General features: G+C 66.2%; 15 protein-coding genes, 1 tRNA gene and 1 pseudogene. 10 read left to right on the plus strand and 7 right to left on the minus strand.

Annotation, left to right across the window (positions count from 1 at the left end; genetic code table 11):
* Positions 1-261: 261 nt before the first annotated feature.
* Complete coding sequence (locus QF118_RS17460; protein WP_282300313.1) at positions 262-1,242, plus strand: membrane dipeptidase; 981 nt, start codon at positions 262-264, stop codon at positions 1,240-1,242.
* Positions 1,243-1,318: 76 nt separating this feature from the next.
* Here the strand turns inward: QF118_RS17460 and QF118_RS17465 are convergent, their stop codons facing one another.
* Positions 1,319-3,274, minus strand: a complete 1,956-nt coding sequence (locus QF118_RS17465) for a bifunctional 2',3'-cyclic-nucleotide 2'-phosphodiesterase/3'-nucleotidase (protein ID WP_282300314.1) — start codon at positions 3,272-3,274, stop codon at positions 1,319-1,321.
* Between the two features lie 125 nt (positions 3,275-3,399).
* On the opposite strand from QF118_RS17465, the gene QF118_RS17470 reads away from it, so the two are divergent.
* Positions 3,400-5,049 carry a hypothetical protein gene (locus QF118_RS17470; RefSeq protein ID WP_282300315.1) on the plus strand — a complete coding sequence of 550 codons (1,650 nt, stop codon included), beginning with the start codon at positions 3,400-3,402 and terminating at the stop codon, positions 5,047-5,049.
* Positions 5,046-5,573 carry a hypothetical protein gene (locus QF118_RS17475; protein WP_282300316.1) on the plus strand — a complete coding sequence of 176 codons (528 nt, stop codon included), beginning with the start codon at positions 5,046-5,048 and terminating at the stop codon, positions 5,571-5,573. The genes QF118_RS17470 and QF118_RS17475 overlap by 4 nt, the downstream gene beginning before the upstream one ends.
* On the opposite strand, the gene truA is transcribed toward QF118_RS17475, so the two are convergent.
* A complete protein-coding gene (gene truA, locus QF118_RS17480) occupies positions 5,570-6,352 on the minus strand; it encodes a tRNA pseudouridine(38-40) synthase TruA (RefSeq protein ID WP_282300317.1) in 783 nt (260 codons plus the stop codon). The two genes, QF118_RS17475 and truA, sit on opposite strands and share 4 nt — an antisense overlap.
* 202 nt (positions 6,353-6,554) lie before the next feature.
* On the opposite strand from truA, the gene QF118_RS17485 reads away from it, so the two are divergent.
* The 6 genes and pseudogenes from QF118_RS17485 to QF118_RS19840 all read left to right on the plus strand — a co-directional run.
* Positions 6,555-7,970 carry a YcjX family GTP-binding protein gene (locus QF118_RS17485; protein ID WP_282300318.1) on the plus strand — a complete coding sequence of 472 codons (1,416 nt, stop codon included), beginning with the start codon at positions 6,555-6,557 and terminating at the stop codon, positions 7,968-7,970.
* Entirely contained in the window at positions 7,967-8,440 is a 474-nt protein-coding gene (locus tag QF118_RS17490; RefSeq protein ID WP_282300319.1) for a GNAT family N-acetyltransferase, read from the plus strand. Before QF118_RS17485 ends, QF118_RS17490 begins: the two co-directional genes overlap by 4 nt.
* Positions 8,433-9,440 carry a YcjF family protein gene (locus QF118_RS17495; protein WP_282300320.1) on the plus strand — a complete coding sequence of 336 codons (1,008 nt, stop codon included), beginning with the start codon at positions 8,433-8,435 and terminating at the stop codon, positions 9,438-9,440. The genes QF118_RS17490 and QF118_RS17495 overlap by 8 nt, the downstream gene beginning before the upstream one ends.
* Before the next feature lie 81 nt (positions 9,441-9,521).
* Positions 9,522-12,293 (plus strand): DUF2339 domain-containing protein, encoded by a 2,772-nt coding sequence (locus tag QF118_RS17500; protein WP_282300321.1) that lies wholly within the window; start codon positions 9,522-9,524, stop codon positions 12,291-12,293.
* 56 nt (positions 12,294-12,349) lie between these two features.
* Positions 12,350-13,069 (plus strand): VIT1/CCC1 transporter family protein, encoded by a 720-nt coding sequence (locus tag QF118_RS17505; protein WP_282300322.1) that lies wholly within the window; start codon positions 12,350-12,352, stop codon positions 13,067-13,069.
* Positions 13,070-13,247: 178 nt separating this feature from the next.
* Positions 13,248-13,433: pseudogene (locus QF118_RS19840) on the plus strand (CBU_0592 family membrane protein); the annotation flags it as partial.
* A gap of 139 nt (positions 13,434-13,572) precedes the next feature.
* On the opposite strand, the gene QF118_RS17515 reads toward QF118_RS19840, so the two are convergent.
* A complete protein-coding gene (locus QF118_RS17515) occupies positions 13,573-14,754 on the minus strand; it encodes an FAD-dependent oxidoreductase (RefSeq protein WP_282300324.1) in 1,182 nt (393 codons plus the stop codon).
* 44 nt (positions 14,755-14,798) lie between these two features.
* Positions 14,799-15,206 (minus strand): group III truncated hemoglobin, encoded by a 408-nt coding sequence (locus QF118_RS17520; protein WP_282300325.1) that lies wholly within the window; start codon positions 15,204-15,206, stop codon positions 14,799-14,801.
* A gap of 241 nt (positions 15,207-15,447) precedes the next feature.
* Here QF118_RS17520 and ileS point away from each other — a divergent pair, with 241 nt between their 5' ends.
* On the plus strand, positions 15,448-18,459 hold the full coding sequence (gene ileS / locus QF118_RS17525; RefSeq protein ID WP_282300326.1) for an isoleucine--tRNA ligase: 3,012 nt from the start codon (positions 15,448-15,450) through the stop codon (positions 18,457-18,459).
* Positions 18,460-18,739: 280 nt separating this feature from the next.
* On the opposite strand, the gene QF118_RS17530 is transcribed toward ileS, so the two are convergent.
* From QF118_RS17530 to glpX, 3 genes are all read right to left on the minus strand, one after another.
* A tRNA-Glu gene (locus QF118_RS17530) sits at positions 18,740-18,814 on the minus strand.
* A 186-nt stretch (positions 18,815-19,000) separates the two neighbouring features.
* Positions 19,001-20,746: a single-stranded-DNA-specific exonuclease RecJ gene (recJ, locus tag QF118_RS17535; RefSeq protein WP_282300327.1), complete on the minus strand. Its 1,746-nt coding sequence runs from the start codon at positions 20,744-20,746 to the stop codon at positions 19,001-19,003.
* 93 nt (positions 20,747-20,839) lie between these two features.
* Complete coding sequence (gene glpX, locus QF118_RS17540) at positions 20,840-21,805, minus strand: class II fructose-bisphosphatase (protein WP_282300328.1); 966 nt, start codon at positions 21,803-21,805, stop codon at positions 20,840-20,842.
* Positions 21,806-21,829 lie beyond the last annotated feature (24 nt).

Genomic DNA, 21,829 nt, shown 5'->3' on the forward strand with positions numbered 1-21,829 from the left:
CCTCAGTTGGGAAGCCCGATTGGTGGCAAGCCGCCGTGGGCAAGTCAAGTTTTGAAAGGGGTGGCAGGACGAAAAGGACCGGGGCGCGCCGATTTGGCACGCGGGGATAAGCTCAGGCTCGTCGGGTTTGGGTCGCTTTGGTCATGGCCGCCTGATGCGCGCTATTGCGCCAGAAATCAAGGGAAATGTTGCGGGTACGGGCATCTTCCCTTGTCACACGGGGGATTGGCAGGGCCCGATCGCCTTGCTAGCGTCGCGGCCATGAAAGCGCCCCTGATCGACAACCTGCAATACGCCAACTTTTCCGAAAAGGTGTTCCGCCAGCTGCGTGCCGGCGGGGTGGACGCGATCCACGTGACCATCGCCTATCACGAAACGCTGCGCGAGATGATCCTGAACCTTGAGCAGTGGAACCGCTGGTTCGAGCGGTATCCCGACATGCTGATGCGCGGGACCGAGGCGCGCCATGTGCGCGAGGCGCAGGAAAGCGGGCGCACGGCGGTGTTTTTCGGGTTCCAGAACCCCAGCCCCATCGAAGACGATATCGGGTTGATCGAGATCGTGCACCAGCTGGGCGTGCGTTTCATGCAGCTGACCTACAACAACCAGTCGCTGCTGGCGACGGGCTGTTACGAGGAGGAGGACACCGGGCTGACCCGTATGGGCCGCGCCGTGGTGACCGAGATGAACCGCGTCGGGTTGGTCATCGACATGAGCCACAGCGCAGAACGCTCGACCCTTGAGGCGATCGACCATTCGACCCGCCCCATCGCCATCACCCATGCCAACCCCGACTGGTGGCACCCGGCCCTGCGCAACAAATCGGACGAGGTTTTGAAGGCGCTGACCAATTCCGGCGGGATGCTGGGGTTTTCGCTGTATCCGCACCACCTTGCGGGTGGCACCAACTGCCGCCTGACCGATTTCTGCGAGATGATCGCCGAGGCGGCGGACCGTTATGGCGCCGAGAACCTCGGGATGGGCAGCGACCTGTGTCAGGATCAGCCCGACAGCGTGGTGGAATGGATGCGCGTGGGGCGCTGGACCAAGGACATCGACTTTGGCGAAGGCTCGGCCAGCAACCCCGGTTTTCCCCCGATGCCCGACTGGTTTCAGGACAACCGCGATTGGGACAATATCCGCGACGGTCTGCGCGAGGTCGGATTTTCGCGCGAGGACACCGATGGCATTCTGGGCGGCAACTGGCTGCGGTTTTACGAAAACAGTTTTGGTCCGGCCTGACGCGGCTTTGTCCCCTGCCGGCGCCAAAGAAAACGCCCCGGGGCAGGCCGGGGCGTTTTGTCGTTTCGGGCGCGGGTTACAGCGCGATGCGGAACAGGGCAAAGCCGGTGTCGGACATGCCCGCTTCTTCGATGGTCACGCCGGGCACGTCGCTGGCATAGCCAGCCCCCGCCGGGCCGGTTTCGAACAGCACCGTCGTGCCCTCCATCGGAGCAAAGGACCAGTTGCCATCGGCGCGCGGGCTGACGGTGCCCTTTTCGACGATATAGCGCACGATCACGTCGCGGTTGGTGTCGGGCCCTTCAAAGATGACCGTATCGCCGGTGCCGGGGAAACTGCCGCCACCCGAGGCGCGGTAGTTGTTCGTGGCGATGATGAATTCGGCCGCCGGATCAATCGGCTGGCCGTCAAAGGCCAGGTTCACGATGCGGTTGGCGTCTTCGTTGATCACCGCGCCGTCGCGGTCGAATTTGGACGGCTGTGACAGGTCGATCTGATAGGTCACCCCGTCCATCACGTCAAAGTTGTACGACGGGAAATCGGGGTTCAGCAGAACGGCGTCCTGCGCCCCGGCCTGAACCTGATTGAACATCCCCGCCGAACGCTCCAGCCAATCCTTGACCTGCGCGCCAGTGACGCGCACGGCGCGCACGGTGTTGGGATACAGGTACAGGTCGGCCACGTTCTTGATGGCCACGTCGCCGACGGGCACATCGGTATAATACTCGGGGCCGCCGCGCCCGCCTGCCTTGAAGGGGGCCGCCGCCGACAGGATCGGCAGACCTTCGTGCGCCGTGCCGACCATCATCTGTTCGATGTACCAGCGCTGCGCGTTCGACACGATCTGAACCGACGGATCATCGGCCACCAGCGCGAAATAGGAATGCAGCGGCGCGTCGGTCTTGCCCACGGCGCGGCGCACATAGGCCAGGGTTTCGTCATGTTCGGCCTGGACCGAAGCCAGAACCGCCGGATCGCTTTCCACCAGCGCGGTGATCGAACGGTCCTCGTTACGCTGCGAGATGGGCCGCGCCTCGGAGGTATGGGCGGCGATGCGCCAGCCGTTGCCGTCACGTTCCAGCATCAGGTCGATCAGCCCCATGTGGCTGCCCCAGAACCCGGCCATCACGGCAGGTTTGCCGTGGATCGTGCCATTGGCATTGTCGACACCGGCCCAGCCGTCGTAACTGGGGCCAGGGAACACCAGATGCGAATGCCCGGTCAGGATCGCGTCGATGCCATCGACCGCCGCCAGCGGAATCGCGGCGTTCTCCATCCCGTCCTCGTGGTTGGCCGAACCGATTCCCGAATGCGACAGCGCGATGATGATGTCGGCCCCCGCCTCTTTCATCTGCGGCACATAAGCCTTGGCGGTGGCGACGATGTCGCGCGCCTGCACGTTGCCTTCCAGATGCTTGCGGTCCCAGTTCATGATCTGCGGCGGCACAAAGCCGATCAGCCCGATCTTGATCGGGTGGCTGGCGCCGTCGCCATCGGTGATGGTGCGCTCAAGAATGACATAGGGCGGCAGCATCGTTTCGTCTTCGGTCGGGGTGGCGCCCATCTTTTTGGCGACGTTGGCGCAGACCACCGGAAACCCTGCTCCGGCCAGCGATTTTGTCAGGAACCCCAGCCCATAGTTGAATTCGTGGTTGCCAAGGGTCGAGCCATCGAACCCCAGCGCGTTCATCGCGGCGATCACCGGATGGGTGTCGCCTTCGTTCATGCCACGTTCATAGGCGATGTAGTCGCCCATCGGGTTGCCCTGCAGGAAATCACCGTTGTCCAGCAGGATCGAGTTCGTCGCCTCGGCGCGGACATTTCCGATCAGGCTGGCGGTGCGGGCAAGGCCGACGGTGTCGACCGGCTTGTCGCCGTAATAGTCGTAGGGAAAGACATGCACGTGGATGTCGGTGGTTTCCATGATGCGCAGGTGCGCCTGACCCGAGGCCGCCCGGGCGGAAAACGGATGCAGGGCGATCAGGCCCGCGGTTCCGGCAAGGAATTGACGGCGGTTGAATTGCAGCGGCATTTGCAGACTCCCTTGTTGTTTGTGTGCCTCGACACTGCGCCGGTAATGGCCCTGTGTGAAGTCCATATGACGCCCGCAGCCGAAATCCGCTTCCCAGAACGGGATTCCTTTGGCAGTCTTCCACCATGAAGGATCTTGCCCCGCCTCCTCCTCAGACCGCGTTGCGCCCGCCGCAAGAGGTCATGCGCCTGTCGCGCATGGGGGCGATGTTTCCCACACGCCTGTCGTTCCTGCGCAGCCTGCTGCGGGATCTGGCGGCCGAGCGCGCGCGGCTGACCCGCCCGGTCTGGGAGATCGACGAACAGGGCTATGGACATGCGGTCTATTCCATCACGCTGGGCGGGCGGGTTTACAGTCTGGTGGCGATTTCATCCCACCTGCCCGACGAGATGCGCAGCGACCGGGTGATCGCCACCGCCTGGGACAGCGCCTATGTCCTGTATGACGGGGTGCCCGATGCCGATGAAATCGCCCGCATTGCGCAGAACGCCCCCCGGCAAGAGGCCGGACGGTTCACCCAGGCCGACCTGGTCCTGAGCCGCGCCAACAAATCCGTGCGGCTGTTTTCCCATGTGGTCGACAGCCTGCGCACCGGCAAACAGCCCGACGCAGGGCTGATCAACGCCGTGGGCTACCTGATGCGCACCACCGCGGTCTATGGCAACGGCAAGTTCGGCATCGCCGACCGTGGCCTGATCGAGGACAGGCCCGGGCTGTCCGGACCCTTTGCCGCCGAGATGCTGACGGTCTGGATGATCCGCAGCTTTACCCATGATCTGGTCGAACACCTGGGCGGGGCGCCGCTGGACGCAAGGCTGAAACGCCACCTGGGCATCGGCAATTCCACCGGGCTGGGCATGGCGCCTTTCCTGGTCTCGCACCCGATCCTGCTGAACAACTGGATGATGGCGCGCGAAACGGCCTTGGCGCGGGTGCGGGCGGTGGATGCCCTGACTGATGACCACAAGGACCAGTTGCACCACCTGGCCCGGCGCGCGGCGCTGCACCTGGACGAATGGCGCGTCCCCGCCCCCGAACACCAGGCCCGCATCGACCGGATCGCGGGCGAATGGCCAAAGGTGCAGGACTGGCTGTCCCGGCTGGAGGGACCCGCGCCGCTGGACCAGCTTTTTGTGCGCGCGCAGGCGCTTTCGCAGGACACGCAGGAACTGCTGGTTGCGCTGCTGCTGGAACCCTTTCCGACGCTGGTGGATGGGCTGTCCGATTGCATGGCCGACCCGCTGGGCCTGCGCGCCCTGCCTTTTGCAAAGGCCGATGACCTGCGCCGCGCGATCGAGACAGGGTTTGCCTGGGCGCTGGCCATCGATTTCGACACCCCGCCCGAACAGCACCAGTTCTGGTATGTCTCAGAGGAAAAGTTGGAACCGCGGCTGGGTCTGCGCTTTGAAGAACCGGGGGCCGAGCTGGAAAGCCCGCTGGACATCGCCCGCCGGGTGCAGGCGCTGCACCGGGCCTTGAACGGCCCCTGCGACCTGCGCGAATTTCGCGCCGCTCACCCCGAACACGAACTGGCGCTGCGCCGGGTGCAGATCAACGCTTTGCACCCTTATTCGGAAATCCACGACAACCTGATCGGCGCCGCCTGCCTGCCCATCGACATGCTGCGCTGCAAGCTGGCCTTTTTCGGCGCGACCAAGTTCGACCCGAAATCGGATCGCTGGACCCGCATCGCGCTGGCCCAGGGCGCGCCCCTGCCGGACGATGTGGCGCAAGGAACAGCCGATGACTGGTGGCTGTGGGGGCTGCACGCATGACCCGGTCAGCCAATGAAATCATGGGACTGGCGCAAAAGGCCGCCAGCGGCGCAGGGTTCCCGCCCGAACAGGCCGCGCGCTTTGGCCAGGCTGCGGTGGCATACCTGGCCGCCGGACAGCCGCCCGATGCCCTGCTGACGGCGCTGCGCGATCCTGCGGACAGCCCGCTGCTGCGCCTGCCCTTGCTGATGGATGATGTGCTGCGCGCCCTGTCCCTGACCGGCCCCGAGGTCGAACTGACCCTGCACCCGGGCGACGAGGCGCTGGCCACGGCCTATGCCCGGCTCTTGCCGCTGCGGATGACCGCCTGCACCGTCGTCGAAGCCGACGGCGAGGCCGGCCAGGCAAGGCTGCGCGTCGCCGCCGACACGGATACCCCGGCCAGGCTGCGTTTTCCACCGCGTATCGAGGCACCGCAAAGCCTGATCGAGGCGCTGGGCCAACTGGCCGCCCGCACCTATGTGCCCGCCTCCGAGGCCTCGCGCCTGGCGGGCGCCGGGGCGGGGAATATCGACAACGACTAGCGCGCGGGCGGGCCTGCGAACGGATCGTCGGGATAGCCGACGCCCATCAGGTAAAGCCCCTGCGGCGGGCAGACCGGCCCACAGGCGGCGCGGTCGCGCGCATCAAGCGCGGTCTTGACGTCCTGCGGTGTCCAGGACCCGGCTCCGACCCGTTCCAGCGTTCCGACGATGCTGCGCACCTGGTTGTGCAAAAAGGACCGCGCGCGCAGGCGGAACTGGATCTCCGGCCCCGCAAAGCCCTGCACCCGGGTGATGTCGATTTCGTTCATCGTCTTGACCGGCGATTGCGCCTGGCACACCACCGAGCGGAAGGTGGTAAAGTCATGCTGCCCCACCAGATATGCCGCGCCCTCGCGCATGGCCTGCAGGTCAAGATCGTGGTTCACCCGCCAGACATGCCCGTCCTCGAGCGTCGCCGGGGCGCGGCGCGTCAACAGGCGGAACAGGTAACGCCGTTCGCGCGCCGAGAACCTGGCGTGCCAGTCATCCGGCGCGCGCACTGCCCGCAGGATTGCCACCGGCGCGGGTTTGAGGTGATAGTTCAGCGCCTCGGACAGGCGGAAGGGATCCCAGTCCTTGTCCATGTCGCAATGGGCCACCTGCCCGCGCCCGTGCACCCCCGCATCGGTGCGCCCGGCGGCGGCGATGGTATGCGCGCGCGGTTCGAGCCGCGACAGCGCCGTTTCGATCGCCCCCTGGACCGAGGGCTGTTCGGCTTGCCGTTGCCACCCCGAAAACGGGCGGCCGTCGTATTCGATGAGAAGAGCGTATCTGGGCATGCAAAGGGGTTAGCCTCTGTTTTCGAGGGGAGCAATGGGGGTTACGGGATCAGGGGGCTCTGCCCCCTCGGCCTGCGGCCTCACCCCCGGGATATTTGGGGCAAGAGGAAACACGGGGGAAGGGGCTGCGGGGCTTCTGCTCTGGCCCTTTGCGGCGGGCGTGCCTATCTTGAGGGTCAAGAACGGAACCTGGGGGCAGCACTTGGTTATTGGAACACTTGCCGACACGCTGGCGCGCGGCGTCGAAAACGTGACCGACACGGTGACGGGGGTGTTCCATGATCCCGTCATCCGGCTGGGCGTGACGGGGCTGTCGCGCGCGGGCAAGACCGTTTTCATCACCTCGCTGGTGGCCAACCTGATGGATCGCGGCCGCATGCCGCAGCTGGTGGCGCAGACCGAGGGCCGCATCCTGGCGGCCTATCTGCAACCGCAGCCCGACGACACCCTGCCCCGCTTTGACTATGAGGCGCACCTGGGCGCCCTGACCGCCAGCGCACCGCATTGGCCCGACAGCACCCGCGCGGTGTCCGAATTGCGGTTGTCGCTGAAGATCCGGCCCAGCGGGCTGTTGTCCGGGTTGCAGGGGCCGCGCACCGTGCATCTGGACATTGTCGATTATCCCGGCGAATGGCTGCTGGACCTTGGGTTGCTGGACAAGACCTATGCGGGCTGGTCCGAGGAAATGCTGGAGCGCATGGCGGCGCGTCCGGACGGGCCGGCCTATGTGGCCATGGCCCGCGCCGAAGAGGCCGGCGGCGATCTGGACGAATCGCGCGCCCGCGCCCTGTCGGACGTCTATACCCGGGCGCTGCATGCGGCGCGCGATGCCGGGTTTTCCGATTGCTCGCCGGGGCGGTTCCTGCTGCCGGGCGAGATGGCGGGCAGTCCGGTGCTGACCTTTGCCCCCTTGCCGCCGCAGTCCGGTGCTCCGCGCAAATCGCTGTGGCGCGAGATGGAGCGGCGCTTTGAGGCCTACAAGGCGCGGGTGGTCAAACCGTTCTTTCGCAATCATTTCGCGCGGATCGACCGCCAGGTCGTGCTGGTCGACGCCCTGGGTGCGATCCACGCAGGGCCACGGGCCGTCGAGGACCTGCGCCGCACCATGGCCGATATCCTGACCGCCTTTCGCCCGGGGGCGAATGCCTTTCTGACGCAGCTTTTGCTGGGCAAGCGGGTGGAAAAGGTGCTGTTCGCCGCCACCAAGGCGGACCACCTGCATCACAGCCAGCACCCCCGCCTGACCGCCATCATGGAGGCGCTGGTGCGCGAAGCCCGCGACCGTGCGCGGTTCTCGGGGGCCGAAACGCAGGCCATGTCCATGGCCGCGCTGCGCGCCACCACCGAACAGACGATTTCCCACGGCGGGCGCGAACTGGACTGCGTGCGCGGCACCTTGCTGGACGGCGGCAAGCAGGCGGCCTTTTATCCCGGCGAATTGCCGCAGGACCCGGCGCATCTGCTGGGTCCGGCGCGCGAGGGCGCGGACAGCTGGCTGGACCAGGATTACCGGATCATGCGCTTTGCCCCCGCCCGGCTGACGCTGAAACCCGGCGAGGGGCCACCGCACATCCGGCTGGACCGCGCCGCGCAATTCCTGATCGGAGACCGGCTATGACCCAGCCTTTCCAGTTGCGCCCCGCGCGCAGCACCGATGCCGGCAAGCTGGGCGCCATGATGTCCGAAGCGGTCGCAGGCTTTGACTGGAAACCCATGCTGCACAGCGGGGCCGAGGATATCGCCCATGCCGGCAAGCTGATCGACCGCGGCTGGGTGACCGTTGCGGCGCAGGACCGTACCTTGCTGGGTTTCATCGCCCGCGACGACGAATATGTGCACGCGCTGCATGTGGCGGCCAACGCCCAGGGCGGCGGCGTCGGCAAGGCGCTGATCGATCACGCCAAGGCGCAGTGCCGCCGGCTCGAACTGTGGACCTTTGCCGCCAATACCGGTGCGCAGCGGTTCTACGAACGCGAAGGCTTTGCCGTTCTGGAACGCACCGATGGTGCGAGCAACGAAGAAGGTCTGCCCGATATCCGCTATCGCTGGCCTGCCCCCCTGACCCTGAAGGACGCCGCGCATGACTGATCGCAAAGGCCCCGTGCTGATCGACCTCGAAGACCAGGCCGCGCCCTCCCCCTCGGAGGCGCCGCCGGTGCCGGACCTGCACCCCGAGATGCCCCCCCAGGGCCGCGCCATGGCCACGGTCGCCGCCCTGGGCGCGCGGCCGCCGTCGCGGTTGGCGCGCTGGTTCTGGCGGTTGCTGCTGGCGCTGACCGGGACGCTGGTGTCGATCGCGGCCTGGAACTATGTCACCGGCCTGATCGCCAGTGTGCCGCTGCTGGGCTATGCGGTGGCGGTGCTGATGGGGCTGTTCGTCCTGACGCTTGGGCTGATCGCAATCAAGGAACTGGCCGCCTTTTCGCGCCTGTCGCGCATCGACGCGCTGCACCATGCCGCCATGACCGCCCGCGCTGATGACGATCTGAAACAGGCCCGCGCCGTGACCGCGCGGCTGACCGCGCTATACAAAGGCCGCGACGATACGCGCTGGGGCCGTGACCGGCTGGCCGAACGCGAACCCGAGGTCTTTGACGCCGGCGCGCTGCTGGACCTGGCCGAGCACGAGCTGCTGACGCCGCTGGACGCCGCCGCAAAGGCGCAGGTCGAGGCCGCGGCGCGCCAGGTCGCCACGGTCACCGCGCTTGTCCCGCTGGCGCTGGCCGATGTGATGACCGCCCTTACCGCCAACCTGCGGATGATCCGCCGCATCGCCGAAATCTATGGCGGGCGTTCGGGCACGCTGGGCAGTCTGCGCCTGACGCGGGCCGTGATGTCGCACCTGGTCGCGACCGGCGCCGTGGCCGTGGGCGACGACATGCTGGAGCCGATCCTGGGCGGCGGCCTGCTGGGCAAGCTGTCGCGCCGCTTTGGCGAAGGCCTGGTGAACGGTGCGCTGACCGCGCGGGTCGGCGTCGCCGCCATGGAGGTCTGTCGCCCCCTGCCTTTCGGGAAAGGCAGCCGGCCTTCGGTACGCGGCATCGTGCGCACGGCGCTGAGCGGGCTGTTCAGCTCGGACAAGGGCTGAGCCTCGCCAACAGTCTGGTAAATCTTACCTTTCTTTCGCCCGGCAACGGCGTATCCTGAGCAAAATTGCAGGAGCCGCCCCGTGTTGGAACCCCTTCTTCTACTGCTTGCGCTGGCGCTTCTGGCGATTCCGGTCGCGGTGATCTACCTGCTGCTGGCGGTTTCGGACCTGAAGAACAAGGTGCGGGACCTGACCCGGCGGCTGGACGAGGCCCCCGGGGCCGACCGCGCTGTTGCCGCAACCGATGGCACCCGTCAGGACAGCCCGCAGGTCCGCCAGGACCCGCGGCAGCAGGACATTCCGGACGCCGTCCCGGTATCGCCCGAGCGCACGCCATGGGTTGGCGCCGCGCGAAAGGCCCCTGCCGCTGCCCCGGTCCCATCCCCGACCCCGCAGGACCCAGAGTCGCAAGCCGTGGTCTTTCGCAGGGAACGGATGGAGGCGCTGGCCGCCTGGTTGCGGGAAAACTGGTTTTATGCCGTTGCCGCCGTGTCGCTGGCGCTGTCCGGCCTGTTCCTGGTGCAATACGGCATGGAAAACGGCCTGCTGCCGCCGCAGGCGCGGGTTGCTGCCGCGCTTGTCCTTGGCGCGGCGCTGATCGCTGCGGGTGAATACATCCGCCGCCGCTTTGGCGACAGCGAGGACAGCAGCGCCGCCTATCTGCCCTCGGTCCTGTCCAGCGCCGGGCTGGTGTCACTGTTCGGGGGCATCCTGGCGGCGCGCATGCTGTACGGGCTGATCGAGCCCGGTCCGGCCATGGCCGGGCTGTTCGCCGTCGCCCTTGGCGGGATGGTCCTGGGTTGGTTCCATGGTCCCTTGCTGGCCGCGATCGGCCTGCTGGGCGGCATGGCCGCGCCTTTCCTGGTCGGCGGATCGTCCGAGACGCCCGAATGGCTGCTGCTGTATTTTGCGCTGCTCAGCGCGCTTGGCCTGGGCATCGACACGCTGCGCCGCTGGGCCTGGGTCAGTGTTCTGGCGCTGGTTTTGGGGTTCGGTGCGGGCTGGATGTTGCAGGTGCTGAGCGCCCCCAGCGACAGCCTGGCGCTGGCCTTCGCCGGCTTTGCCGCCGGGCTGAGCGTCATGGCAACGTTGATCCCCGCCCGCGACCTTGTGCCCGATCATGGCGGCCCTTGCCTGGCCGAAACCCTGTTGCGCAAGGCAAGCTGGCCGATCTTCCCGGCCCGGTTGTCGCTGGGCAGCCTGCTGGCCGCCTGCCTTGCCATCGCGGCGCAGACCCCGCACAGCGCCCTGACCTACTGGAGCGCCATTGCGCTGGTGACCGCCCTTGGCGCGCTTTACATGCTTTGGTCGGCCAGGGCCCCGGCGCTTCAGGACCATGCGCTGCTGCCTGTCTTGACCTTGATGGCGCTGCTGGGTCTGCCCGATCTGCACTTGGCGGCACGCGACGCCATCACGCTGCAACTGCAGGCCGCCGCCGAGCAGACCGAAACCCGCATGATCCGCGACATCAGCCAAGCCCTGGGCGCCGCGCTGATCCTCAGCCTGATGGCCGCCTGGCGCAGCTTTGCCGTGCCCGAGAACCGCATCGTCTGGGCCGCCGCCGCGGCGTTGATCGCCCCTGCCGCCGGGTTGTTCCTGGATATGTCCTGGCACCCCGACCAGATCATCGGTGCCTACCCTTGGGCGCTGCACGCCGCCTTTGTGGCAGCGGTAATGACCGTACTGGCCGAACGCTTTGCCCGCCGCGATGGCGCCGATCCGACCCGCGCGTCGCTGGCTGCGCTTTCGGCTCTGGCCTGCCTGGCCTTTGGCCTGGGTCTGGTCCTGAGCCAATCGGCCCTGACCCTGGCGCTGGCCGCAACCGTGCTGGCCGCCGCCGGGTTGGACCGGCGGTTCGACATGCCCTTGATGGGTACCTACATCGCCGCCGGGGTGGTGGCGCTGGGGTATCGGCTGACCGTGGACCCGGGCCTTGACTGGGCCACCCGGGCGCCGGTGCTGTCGATGCTGCTGGCCTATGGCGGCACGCTGACAGCCTTTCTGGCAGCGCTTTGGCTGCTGGCCGCGATGGACCGCCCGCGCAGCCGGGTCTTTCTGGAAAGCGCCGCCTGGTCGACCGGGGGCATGACGCTGAGCCTGACGCTGTATCACGCCTTTGCCGCCTTTTCGCGGCAGGATACCTCTGAAACCCATTGGGGTTTCGGGCTTTATGCCTGTGTCTGGGCGGGGGTCGCGCTGGCGCAGGTGCACCGTCAAAGCCTGGGCGGCTGCATGCGCTATGTGCGCATCGCGCTGTCCTGCGTCTTTGGCGCGATTGCCGCCCTGATGATGGTGCTGGCGCTGACGCTGGCGAACCCGCTTGTCGGCAGTCAAAGCGTCATCGGCTGGCCCGTTCTCAACAGCCTGATACCGGCCTATCTGCTGCCGGCGATCATCCTTGCGGCGGGGGCCTGGAGGCTGGGCACCCTGCCACGCTGGACGCGTCTTGCGTTGGGTGGGGTGTCGCTGGGGCTGGCCGTCTTCTGGGCCGCTCTGACCATCCGCCATGTCTGGCAGGGCGGCGAGGCGATGCGCGTCAGCCATGGCGTGACCCAGCCCGAGCTCTATTCCTATACCGTTGCCCTTCTGCTGACCGGGGCGCTGCTGTTCTACCAGGCGCTGGCGCGGCGGTCTGATCTGCTGCGCCGGGTCGGGGTCCTGGTGATCGCGCTGGCGGTGGCCAAGGTCTTTTTGATCGACATTTCGGGGCTCAGCGGGCTGGTGCGGGTGTTTTCCTTTCTGGTGCTGGGTCTGTCGCTGGCCGGGCTCGCCTGGTTCAATCGCTGGGTGCAAACCCGCGCCGGCCCCGGCCCGGACAAGGACACCGGAACGGACAAGCTGCCCGGCGTTTGACATAGCGCATGGCGCAGCGCGCCACTTGCGCCGCATTCTGCCTGCAAGGAGACACCATGACCCAATCCATCGAGCACGGCCACAGCCAGGCCGAGATTGACGCACGCCTGTCACAGCCCCCCGGACGCGGTTATCTGCGCGACGTGGTCTATGGCGCCATCGACGGATCTGTAACCACCTTTGCCATCGTGGCCGGGGTCGCGGGGGCGGGGCTGTCGCCCTATGTCATCATCGCCCTTGGCTTTGCCAACGTTCTGGCCGACGGATTTTCCATGGCGGCAGGGAATTATTCGGCGACCAAGACAGAGCTGGACGACATCAAGCGCCTGCGCGCCGTCGAAACCCGCCATATCGCCAACAATCCCGAAGGCGAGCTGCGTGAATTGCGCACCATCCTGGCGCAAAAGGGGTTGTCGGGCGACACGCTGGAGCAGGCCACCGCGCAGATCGCCGCGCATCAGGACAACTGGATCGCCGCCATGCTGGAGGGCGAATACGGGCTGTCCTCGGTCGAGCCGCACCCGATGCGCGCGGCGCTTGTGACCTTTGCGGCCTTTCTGATCGCCGGGCTGATCCCTCTGCTGCCGTTCTTCTTTGGCGCGGCCGAGGCGTTTCTGGCCTCGTCGGTGCTGACCATGTGCGGATTCTTTGCCATCGGGACGCTGAAAAGCATCTGGTCGCTCAGCCCGTGGTGGCGGTCGGGGCTGGAAACCCTTGCCATTGGCGGCGTGGCGGCGGTCATCGCCTATTCGGCGGGCACCCTGTTTGCCATGTGATTGCGCGCGCTGATCGCCCGATGGGGTCGGCCTTTGGGTTGCGGCGCGGCGCGGCGGCGGGCAACCGCGCCTTTTCGCCGACGTCAGGAATACCTGACTGGAGCGGGCCAGCCCGCTCTTCTAGCCTTGGAGCATTGTTTCAGAACCCTTTTCAAACTCCTGCTCACGGGGCTTTCCAATGTTGGACTATTTACAAACGGCCGTCGGCGCCGATGTGCTTCGTATTATCGGCGTGCTTGGATTTCTCACCTATGTCACCCTGTATTCCTGCCTGTCGCTGCGCGTCCTGCACAGCGACAGCATCCTGTATTTCTGCGGAAACATCTTTGCCGCCACGCTTGTGCTGATCTCGCTGGCGCAGGAATTCAACCTGGCCGCTGCCCTTATCCAAAGCTTCTGGATCGCCATGGGCATTCCGGCGATCATCCTGCGCCTGATCCACCGCCGGTCGGACCGGCGCGCCCAGGACGCGCGGCAGGCCGTTTGGACCGGGCAAGACGCCCCTACGCCAGCGATCCCGCCGGAGGCAACAGGTCCCCACACACCAGACGCGTCAAGACGCTGGGAACGGGGGGCACCTGTGACACGGGGAACAGGACGTGGTCCCTCAGCGCAGGCAGCAACCGGCTATCGGACTGGTACTGCGGGGTGAACAGCCAGCTCATGGCCTGATAACCCCAAACATGCCAGCGCCGCGCGCGGGCATAGTACAGCGCCGCCAGATCGGCATCACCCTGCGCGACGCCCAACGCCCGCACAAGGGCCCAGGCATCCAGAAGCGCCATGTTCGCCCCCTGCCCCAGTTGCGGGCTGGCCCGGTGCGCCGCGTCACCGATATGGATCACGCCGCGCCCGTAGGGTTTGCGCAGGGTGCCGTGGGAATAACGCGCCATGGTCATCTGCGCCGGGTCGCGGACCTGCTGCGCAAAGGGTGCATAGGCGGGCCAAAGCGCGCCGGCCTCGTTGCGCCATGCGTCAAGGCCCGCCGCCAGCCAATCCGCATGACCGCCGCGCGGCAAGGACCAGAAGATCGCCGCCTTGCTTCCCTGCTGCCCCGGCACCGTGCCGATCGGCAGAACGCCCAGCATCCGGTCGGCGCGGCGATAGACCTGGCGCAATTCGTCCCGGGGCAAGGCGCTGTCTTGCGGCCAGTCCACCGTCGTCCAAAGCGCCCCATAGCCCAGCGCCCGCGCCCGGAGCGGCGACAAGGGCGAGCCTGCGCCGCAGGCGTCCACGATCATGTCGAACGGCCCGGCGCGGCCGGTTTCAAACAACAGGTCCTGCCCGCTGACCGCACTGACCCGGTGCCCGGCGCAGATCTGCACGCCCGCGGTCTGCGCCACCTGAAACAGCGCGCCAAACAGCGCCGCGCGGTGGATCGCCAGACCAAAGCGCGCGTCCTTGCCCGTGCCATAGCTGACATCCAGAACCCGGCGCCCGCTGTCGGCCTCGTGGCCCAGCAGTCGGGTGACGCGGTTGCCCTGATGCTCGGCCAAGGCACCTGCCCCAAGGCGATGCAGCACCTCCAGCCCCACCGGCTGGATCACCAGACCCGAGCCGACCGGCGCGGGCGCGTCGAACTGGTCGAAGATCTGCACCTGATGGCCCGCCTGCGCCAGCCCGGCGGCCACCGCCAGACCACCGATCCCGGCGCCTGCCACGGCAATCTTCAAACGCTGGGTCATGGTGCGGCCTCCTTTGCGCCGGGTCCGGACGGACAGGCTGCGCCCTAGCGCAGAATCGGCACGCCGCCGGGCCCCTTGACCCGTTCGACGACACCCGCCCGCAAGGATCGCCCGATCCTGTGCGCCAGCGCTGACCAGGCGCGGGCCTGATCCGGGCGCAATTCCTGCGCCAGCACCTGGTCGAACAGCGCCAGCCAGGTTTCGAACATGCCGGGCCGGACATTGCCCGCCTCGCGGTGCACCAACAGCGGATTGCCGTCATAGCTGCTTTCATGCAGGATCGCATTGGCCCAGAACCCGGCGACCTTCGCCTCGTGCGGGGGCCATTCGTGGACATGCGCGGCAAAGACCGGACCCAGCCCCGGATGGCTTCGGATACGGGCATAAAAGGCCGCGACGACGCGGTCGATTTCTTCGCGGGTGATGTCGAACTTGGGCGGCAAACTGGTCATGGCGGCGGCTGTAGCACATGGCCGACAGGGGCGCCATTGCGCCGCGTGTCGCGGCTCTGGACCATCGCCGCGCGCGGGCCTATAACCGCCCCCAAGATGATGGGATTTGCGATCATTATTCGAATTATATCCCCGGCGCTCTGACACAGGGCCGCCGGGCTAAGGCGTATGGACCATCCGCGCCGCATTCAACCGCACCCTTGCGACATGCACCCCCTGACCATTTAGGAAAGATACGGCAATGACCGATCAGACCCCCGACTACAAAGACACCCTGAACCTGCCCAAGACCGATTTCCCGATGCGCGCCGGCCTGCCCAAGCGCGAGCCCGCCTGGCTGGAGCGCTGGGAAAAGATCGGCGTCTACGACCGCTTGCGCGAGAAAGAGGGCCGGCCCGATTTCGTGCTGCACGACGGCCCGCCCTATGCCAACGGCAACCTGCACATCGGCCATGCGCTGAACAAGGTGCTCAAGGATATGGTCGTGCGCTCGCAGCAGATGATGGGCCATGACGCGCGTTACATCCCCGGCTGGGATTGCCACGGCCTGCCGATCGAATGGAAGATCGAGGAACAGTACCGCCAGAAAGGCAAGAACAAGGACGAAGTCCCGGTCATCGACTTCCGCCAGGAATGCCGCAAGTTCGCCGAGGGCTGGATCGACGTCCAGCGCGAGGAATTCAAGCGCCTTGGCGTCACCGGCAACTGGCCCGATCCCTACCTGACGATGAATTTCCACGCCGAGCGCGTGATCGCCGAGGAATTCCAGAAGTTCCTGATGAACGGCACACTGTACCAAGGCTCCAAGCCGGTGATGTGGTCGCCGGTCGAAAAGACCGCGCTGGCCGAGGCCGAGATCGAATACCACGATCACAAGAGCCACACGATCTGGGTGCCCTTCAAGGTGGTCGATGTATCGGAAAACTCGATTCAGCATGCGATGGAAGTCCAGTTTGAGGGTAGCGATCCGATTCCCGGAAGACAAAATGCCGGTAATTGGGATGACGTAGATATGGCAAAGGTGCGCTCCGAATGGGTCGGCACCAAAGTCGTGATCTGGACCACGACCCCCTGGACCATCCCCTCGAACAAGGCGGTCGCCTATAACCCCGCCATCTCGTACGGGCTGTATGAAATCACCGGCCGCCCCGAGGAATGCTGGGTGCGCATCGGGGATCGTTACCTGTTGGCCGATACCCTCGCCGAAGAGGTGCTGGGCAAGGCGCGGCTGGAACCCACGATGTTTCGCCGCCTGCGCGATGTGACGGCAGATGAGCTGGCGTCGCTGACGCTGGCCCACCCTTTCCGCGGCCTCGACGGCGCGGACGGCTTCTGGGACTATGACGTTCCGATGATCGACGGCGACCATGTCACCGACGACGCCGGCACCGGGTTCGTGCACACCGCGCCCAGCCATGGTCAGGACGACTATGAATGCTTTGTCGCGCGCGGCTGGATGGACCGGATGACCCACAACGTCGGCGAGGAATCGGAATTCCTGCCGCATGTGCCGATCTTCGCGGGCCTGCAGGTCTTTGACCGCAAGGGCAAGGAAGGCAAGGCCAACGCGGCCGTGATCGACAAGCTGGTCGAGGTCGGCGGGCTGATCGCCCGTGGCCGCATGACCCACAGCTATCCGCATTCCTGGCGCTCCAAGGCGCCGGTGATCTATCGCAACACGCCGCAGTGGTTCGCCGCCATCGACAAGCCGGTCGGCGACGGTCAGGACGACTATGGCACCACGATCCGCCAGCGCGCCCTGACCAGCATCGACCAACTGGTGAAATGGACACCGCAAACCGGGCGCAACCGCCTGTATTCGATGATCGAGGCGCGCCCCGACTGGGTGCTGTCGCGTCAACGCGCCTGGGGTGTGCCGCTGACCTGCTTTACCAAGAAGGGCGCGCTGCCGACGGACGATGATTTCCTGCTGCGCAATACGGACGTCAACGCCCGTATCGCCGAGGCCTTCGAGGCCGAGGGCGCGGACGCCTGGTACAAGGACGGCGCAAAAGAGCGGTTCCTGGGCAATATCGTCAATCCCGATGACTACGATCAGGTGTTCGACATCCTCGACGTCTGGTTCGACTCCGGTTCGACCCATGCCTTTGTGCTGCGTGACCGGCCTGACGGGGCCATGGACGGCATTGCCGACCTGTACCTGGAAGGCACCGACCAGCATCGCGGCTGGTTCCATTCGTCCATGCTTCAGGCCTGCGGCACCAAGGGCCGCGCGCCCTATCGCGGTGTTCTGACCCACGGCTTCACGCTGGATGAAAAGGGCAACAAGATGTCCAAATCGCTGGGCAACACCGTGTCGCCCGACGATGTGACCAAACAGTACGGCGCCGATATCCTGCGGCTTTGGGTGGCCCAGTCGGACTATACCGCCGACCTGCGCATCGGGGCCGAGATCCTCAAAGGCGTGGCCGACAGCTATCGCCGGTTGCGCAACACCATGCGTTACCTGCTGGGCGCCGTGGCCCATTACGACGACAGCCAGCGGGTCGACCCCGCCGACATGCCGGAACTGGAACGCTATGTCCTGCACCGCCTGGCCGAACTCGACCACGTGGTGCGCAAGGGCTATGCCGAGTACAACTTTCAGGGCGTATTCCAGCAGGTCTTCAACTTTTGCACGCTGGAATTGTCTGCCTTCTACTTCGACATCCGCAAGGATGCGCTGTACTGCGATGGCGACACCGCGCGCCGCCGCGCCGCGCGCACGGTCATGGACATCCTGTTCCACCGCCTGACCACCTGGCTGGCGCCGATCCTTGTCTTCACCATGGAAGAGGTCTGGCTGGAACGCTTCCCCGGCGAATCGTCCTCCGTGCACCTGATCGATATCCCGGACACGCCCAAGGACTGGCTGAACGAACCGCTGGCCGCGAAATGGCAGATGGTTCGCCGCGCCCGCCGCGCCGTGACCGCCGCACTTGAGGTGCAGCGCACCGACAAGGTGATCGGTGCCTCGCTCGAGGCAGCGCCGGTGGTGCATGTGCGCGACGCCGAAATGCTGGCGGCGCTGAAATCCGTCCCGTTCGAGGATATCTGCATCACCTCGGACGTGCAGCTGACCGGTGATCCCATGCCGAACGAAGCCTTCCGCATGCCCGAGGTCGAAGGCGTCGGCGTGGTGTTCGAAAAGGCAGACGGCGACAAGTGCCAGCGCTGCTGGAAGATCCTGCCAGACGTCGGCACGCATCAGCACCCGGGCACCTGCAAACGCTGCAACGACGCCCTGGGCTGACCCCTACGCCCCTCTGGAACGGCAACGGCGCGGAACACCAGTTCCGCGCCGTTTTCGTGCGTACAGACGCACCCAGGCGGCAAACCGCCCCGTCCGGGCCGCCATGAAAGGCGCCCCGCGTCCAATGCCTGGGGGCCAGCTAAAACCGGGATTTCAAAAGCCACAGAGCCCCGACGCGCCGCGCCAAAACGCGAACCACGGATCAGGCCAAACCCATGTGACGGCAAGACGCAAAGGCGGTGGTCTTGATCTGGCAACTGACTGAGTTTTTGGGGAAAAGTGGCAGCCCGTAGGGGAATCGAACCCCTCTTTCCAGGTTGAAAACCTGGCGTCCTAACCGATAGACGAACGGGCCACTCTGTGTTTCCGCTGCTTCGGACCGTGTCCACCGCTGCGGCGTGAGGCGGTTTCTATGAAATGAACCACGCGCTTGCAAGCGGAAATTTCAACTTTTTCACCTTCCGGCAAAGTTTTTTCCGCAGCCGCGAATTTCTATTTTTTATCCCGCAAAATCAATCGGATAAAAATCACCCCCGCTGACCTACCCGGCAGCAGGCGCCGCATCCTCCAGCCGAAGCTGAACCGAACGGCGCCCGCCCCATTCGTTTACCTCGAGTCGGCCCGCCAAATGGAATCGCGCGCCGCCGTGATTCATCAACGCCGCCCCCATCGGCCCGTCAAAGGCGCCAAAGGCAATGCCTTCCAGCCGCCCGCCCAGACCGTCGTCACAGGCGATTTTGAGATGCCCGGTACCGACCTGCCGCGCATAGGAAATCCGCGCGTCAGCAATGGCAAAGCGCGGCCCCGGCGCGCCCTGGCCAAACGGCCCCGCGCGCTCCAGGTTTTCGACCAAATCCAGGTTGGCCGCGCCGGGCATCAACATCCCGTCCAGCCGCAGGTCCGAGGGCCCGCCCTGCCCCGCGCCCTGCTTGGCCAGCATCTCGGACAGGCGCTCCATCGCGGCCTCCAGCTTGTCACGCGCGACCGTCAGACCGGCGGCCATCCGGTGGCCCCCGCCCTTGATCAACAGCCCCTCGGCCGCCAGCCTTTGTACCGATACCCCGAGGTCCACGCCTGAAACCGACCGGCCCGATCCCTTGCCCTCGTCGCCGTCCAGGCCGATCACCACCGCCGGGCGGTTTGTCAGCTCTTTCAGCCGCGATGCGACGATCCCGACAACACCGGGGTGCCAACCCTCGCCCGCCGCCCAGACCAGCGGCGCATCCAGCCCCCGGTCCTCGGCCTGCGCAAGGGCAGCGGCACGTACCGCCGCCTCGATATCCCGCCGTTCAGTGTTCAACTGGTCCAGCCGTTCGGCCATGGCCTGCGCTTCGTGCGGGTTGTCAGTGGCCAACAGCCGCGCGCCCAGATCGGCCTGCCCGATGCGCCCGCCCGCATTGACCCGCGGCCCCAGCACATAGCCCAGGTGATAGGACGACGGCGCGGTATCCAGCTTGGCCACATCCGCCAGCGCCACCAGCCCGGGCCGCGCCCGCGCGCCCATCACCTTCAACCCCTGCTGCACAAGGGCCCGGTTGACCCCCTTCAAGGGCGCGACATCCGCAACCGTGGCCAGCGCCACCAGGTCCAGCAGCGCCATCAGGTCCGGCCCCTTGGCCCCCGCCTCGCGCAGCTGACGCCCCGCCTCGACCAGCATCAGGAACACCACGGCCGCCGCGCAAAGATGCGCAAGATCACCGGTTTCATCCTGCCGGTTGGGGTTCACCACCGCATGACACTCGGGCAGGGTTTCCCCGCCCAGATGGTGGTCCAGGATCACCACGTCGGCCCCCTTGGCCGCAGCAATCGCCTCGTGCGACAGGGTTCCGCAATCGACACAGACGATCAGATCATGCGCCGCCGCCAGATCGCGCATTGCCGGTGCATTGGGGCCATAGCCCTCGTCGATCCGGTCCGGAACATACAGCGTGGCCCCCAGACCCATCTGCCGAAGCCAATGGATCAAAAGCGCCGCAGAACTGCCGCCATCCACGTCATAGTCAGCAAAAACCGCGATCTTCTGCCGGTGGCGCAGCGCCTCCAGAAACCGCGCCGCAGCCTTTTCCATGTCGCGCAGAGATCGCGGATCGGGCAGCAGATCGCGCAACTTCGGCTCCAGGTAGCCCGGCGCTTCCGCCGGCGTGACCCCAAGCCGCGCCAGAACCAACGCCAGTCCGCGCGGATAGCCGTGCGCCTGCACCAGAGCCTCGGACTGGCGCTCCACCTCGGACGTCGGACCGACCCAGCGTCGCCCGGTCAGACTGCTCTCAACGCCCAGATAGGCCAAAGCCGCGCCCCTGCTTCTTCTTGGAAAAAATTCTCTGGGGGAGTCGTGCCAAAGGCACGGCGGGGGCAAAGCCCCCCTTCCCCGGCCCCCACATCAGCTGGTGGGGTTGCGATAGCTCATCCGCCGCACCGACCCGGTCTTGGACCGCATCAGCAGCGTCTCGGTGGTCAGCCAACCAACCTCGCGGCGAATCCCCGGCAAAAGCGACCCGCCCGTGACGCCAGTGGCGGCAAAGATCACGTTGTCCGTGACCATCTCGTCGCGGGTATAGATCTTGTCCAGGTCTGTGATCCCGGCCTTGGCGGCGCGGCCCCGTTCGTCGTCGTTGCGGAACAGCAGGCGGCCAAAGATCTGACCGCCCATGCATTTCAGCGCCGCGGCCGCCAGAACGCCCTCGGGGGCGCCGCCCGAACCCATGTACATGTCGATACCGGTGATGTGCGGCTCGGCGCAATGCATGACACCCGCGACGTCGCCGTCGGTGATCAACCGGATGCCGGCGCCGGTGGCGCGCACTTCGGCGATCATCTCTTCGTGGCGTGGGCGTTCCAGGATGCAAACGGTGATGTCCGCAGTCGTGCAACCCTTGGCCTTTGCCAGCGCCTCGACGCGTTCCTTCGGGCTCATGTCCAGCGACACGACGCCCTCGGCAAAGCCCGGGCCGATGGCCAGCTTGTCCATATAGACGTCAGGCGCATGCAGCATGGTGCCGCGCGGGCCCATGGCGATCACCGTCAGCGCGTTGGGCATGTCCTTGGCGGTCAGGGTCGTGCCTTCCAGCGGGTCCAGCGCGATGTCGACGCCCGGGCCGTTGCCGTTGCCGACCTCTTCACCGATGTACAGCATCGGGGCCTCGTCGCGTTCACCTTCACCGATGACGACGACACCCTTGATGTCCAGCTGGTTCAGCTGATCGCGCATGGCGTTGACGGCGGCCTGGTCTGCGGCCTTTTCATCGCCGCGGCCGATCCAGTCTGCGCTGGCGATGGCGGCCTGTTCCGCCACCCGGGCAAGCCCGAGAGAAAGCATGCGGTCATTGAAATCGATCGGGCTGGTCATGGGAACATCTTCCTTGCGTGCAAA

This window comes from Tropicibacter oceani, from assembly GCF_029958925.1.
In the GTDB taxonomy this organism is placed as follows: domain Bacteria; phylum Pseudomonadota; class Alphaproteobacteria; order Rhodobacterales; family Rhodobacteraceae; genus Pacificoceanicola; species Pacificoceanicola oceani.

Excerpts from the sequence above, each read along its gene's own strand:
- QF118_RS17460 (WP_282300313.1), top strand. The coding sequence starts at position 262 with ATGAAAGCGCCCCTGATCGACAACCTGCAATACGCCAACTTTTCCGAA.
- QF118_RS17465 (WP_282300314.1), bottom strand. The coding sequence starts at position 3,274 with ATGCCGCTGCAATTCAACCGCCGTCAATTCCTTGCCGGAACCGCGGGC.
- QF118_RS17470 (WP_282300315.1), top strand. The coding sequence starts at position 3,400 with ATGAAGGATCTTGCCCCGCCTCCTCCTCAGACCGCGTTGCGCCCGCCG.
- QF118_RS17475 (WP_282300316.1), top strand. The coding sequence starts at position 5,046 with ATGACCCGGTCAGCCAATGAAATCATGGGACTGGCGCAAAAGGCCGCC.
- truA (WP_282300317.1), bottom strand. The coding sequence starts at position 6,352 with ATGCCCAGATACGCTCTTCTCATCGAATACGACGGCCGCCCGTTTTCG.
- QF118_RS17490 (WP_282300319.1), top strand. The coding sequence starts at position 7,967 with ATGACCCAGCCTTTCCAGTTGCGCCCCGCGCGCAGCACCGATGCCGGC.
- QF118_RS17495 (WP_282300320.1), top strand. The coding sequence starts at position 8,433 with ATGACTGATCGCAAAGGCCCCGTGCTGATCGACCTCGAAGACCAGGCC.
- QF118_RS17505 (WP_282300322.1), top strand. The coding sequence starts at position 12,350 with ATGACCCAATCCATCGAGCACGGCCACAGCCAGGCCGAGATTGACGCA.
- QF118_RS17515 (WP_282300324.1), bottom strand. The coding sequence starts at position 14,754 with ATGACCCAGCGTTTGAAGATTGCCGTGGCAGGCGCCGGGATCGGTGGT.
- QF118_RS17520 (WP_282300325.1), bottom strand. The coding sequence starts at position 15,206 with ATGACCAGTTTGCCGCCCAAGTTCGACATCACCCGCGAAGAAATCGAC.
- ileS (WP_282300326.1), top strand. The coding sequence starts at position 15,448 with ATGACCGATCAGACCCCCGACTACAAAGACACCCTGAACCTGCCCAAG.
- glpX (WP_282300328.1), bottom strand. The coding sequence starts at position 21,805 with ATGACCAGCCCGATCGATTTCAATGACCGCATGCTTTCTCTCGGGCTT.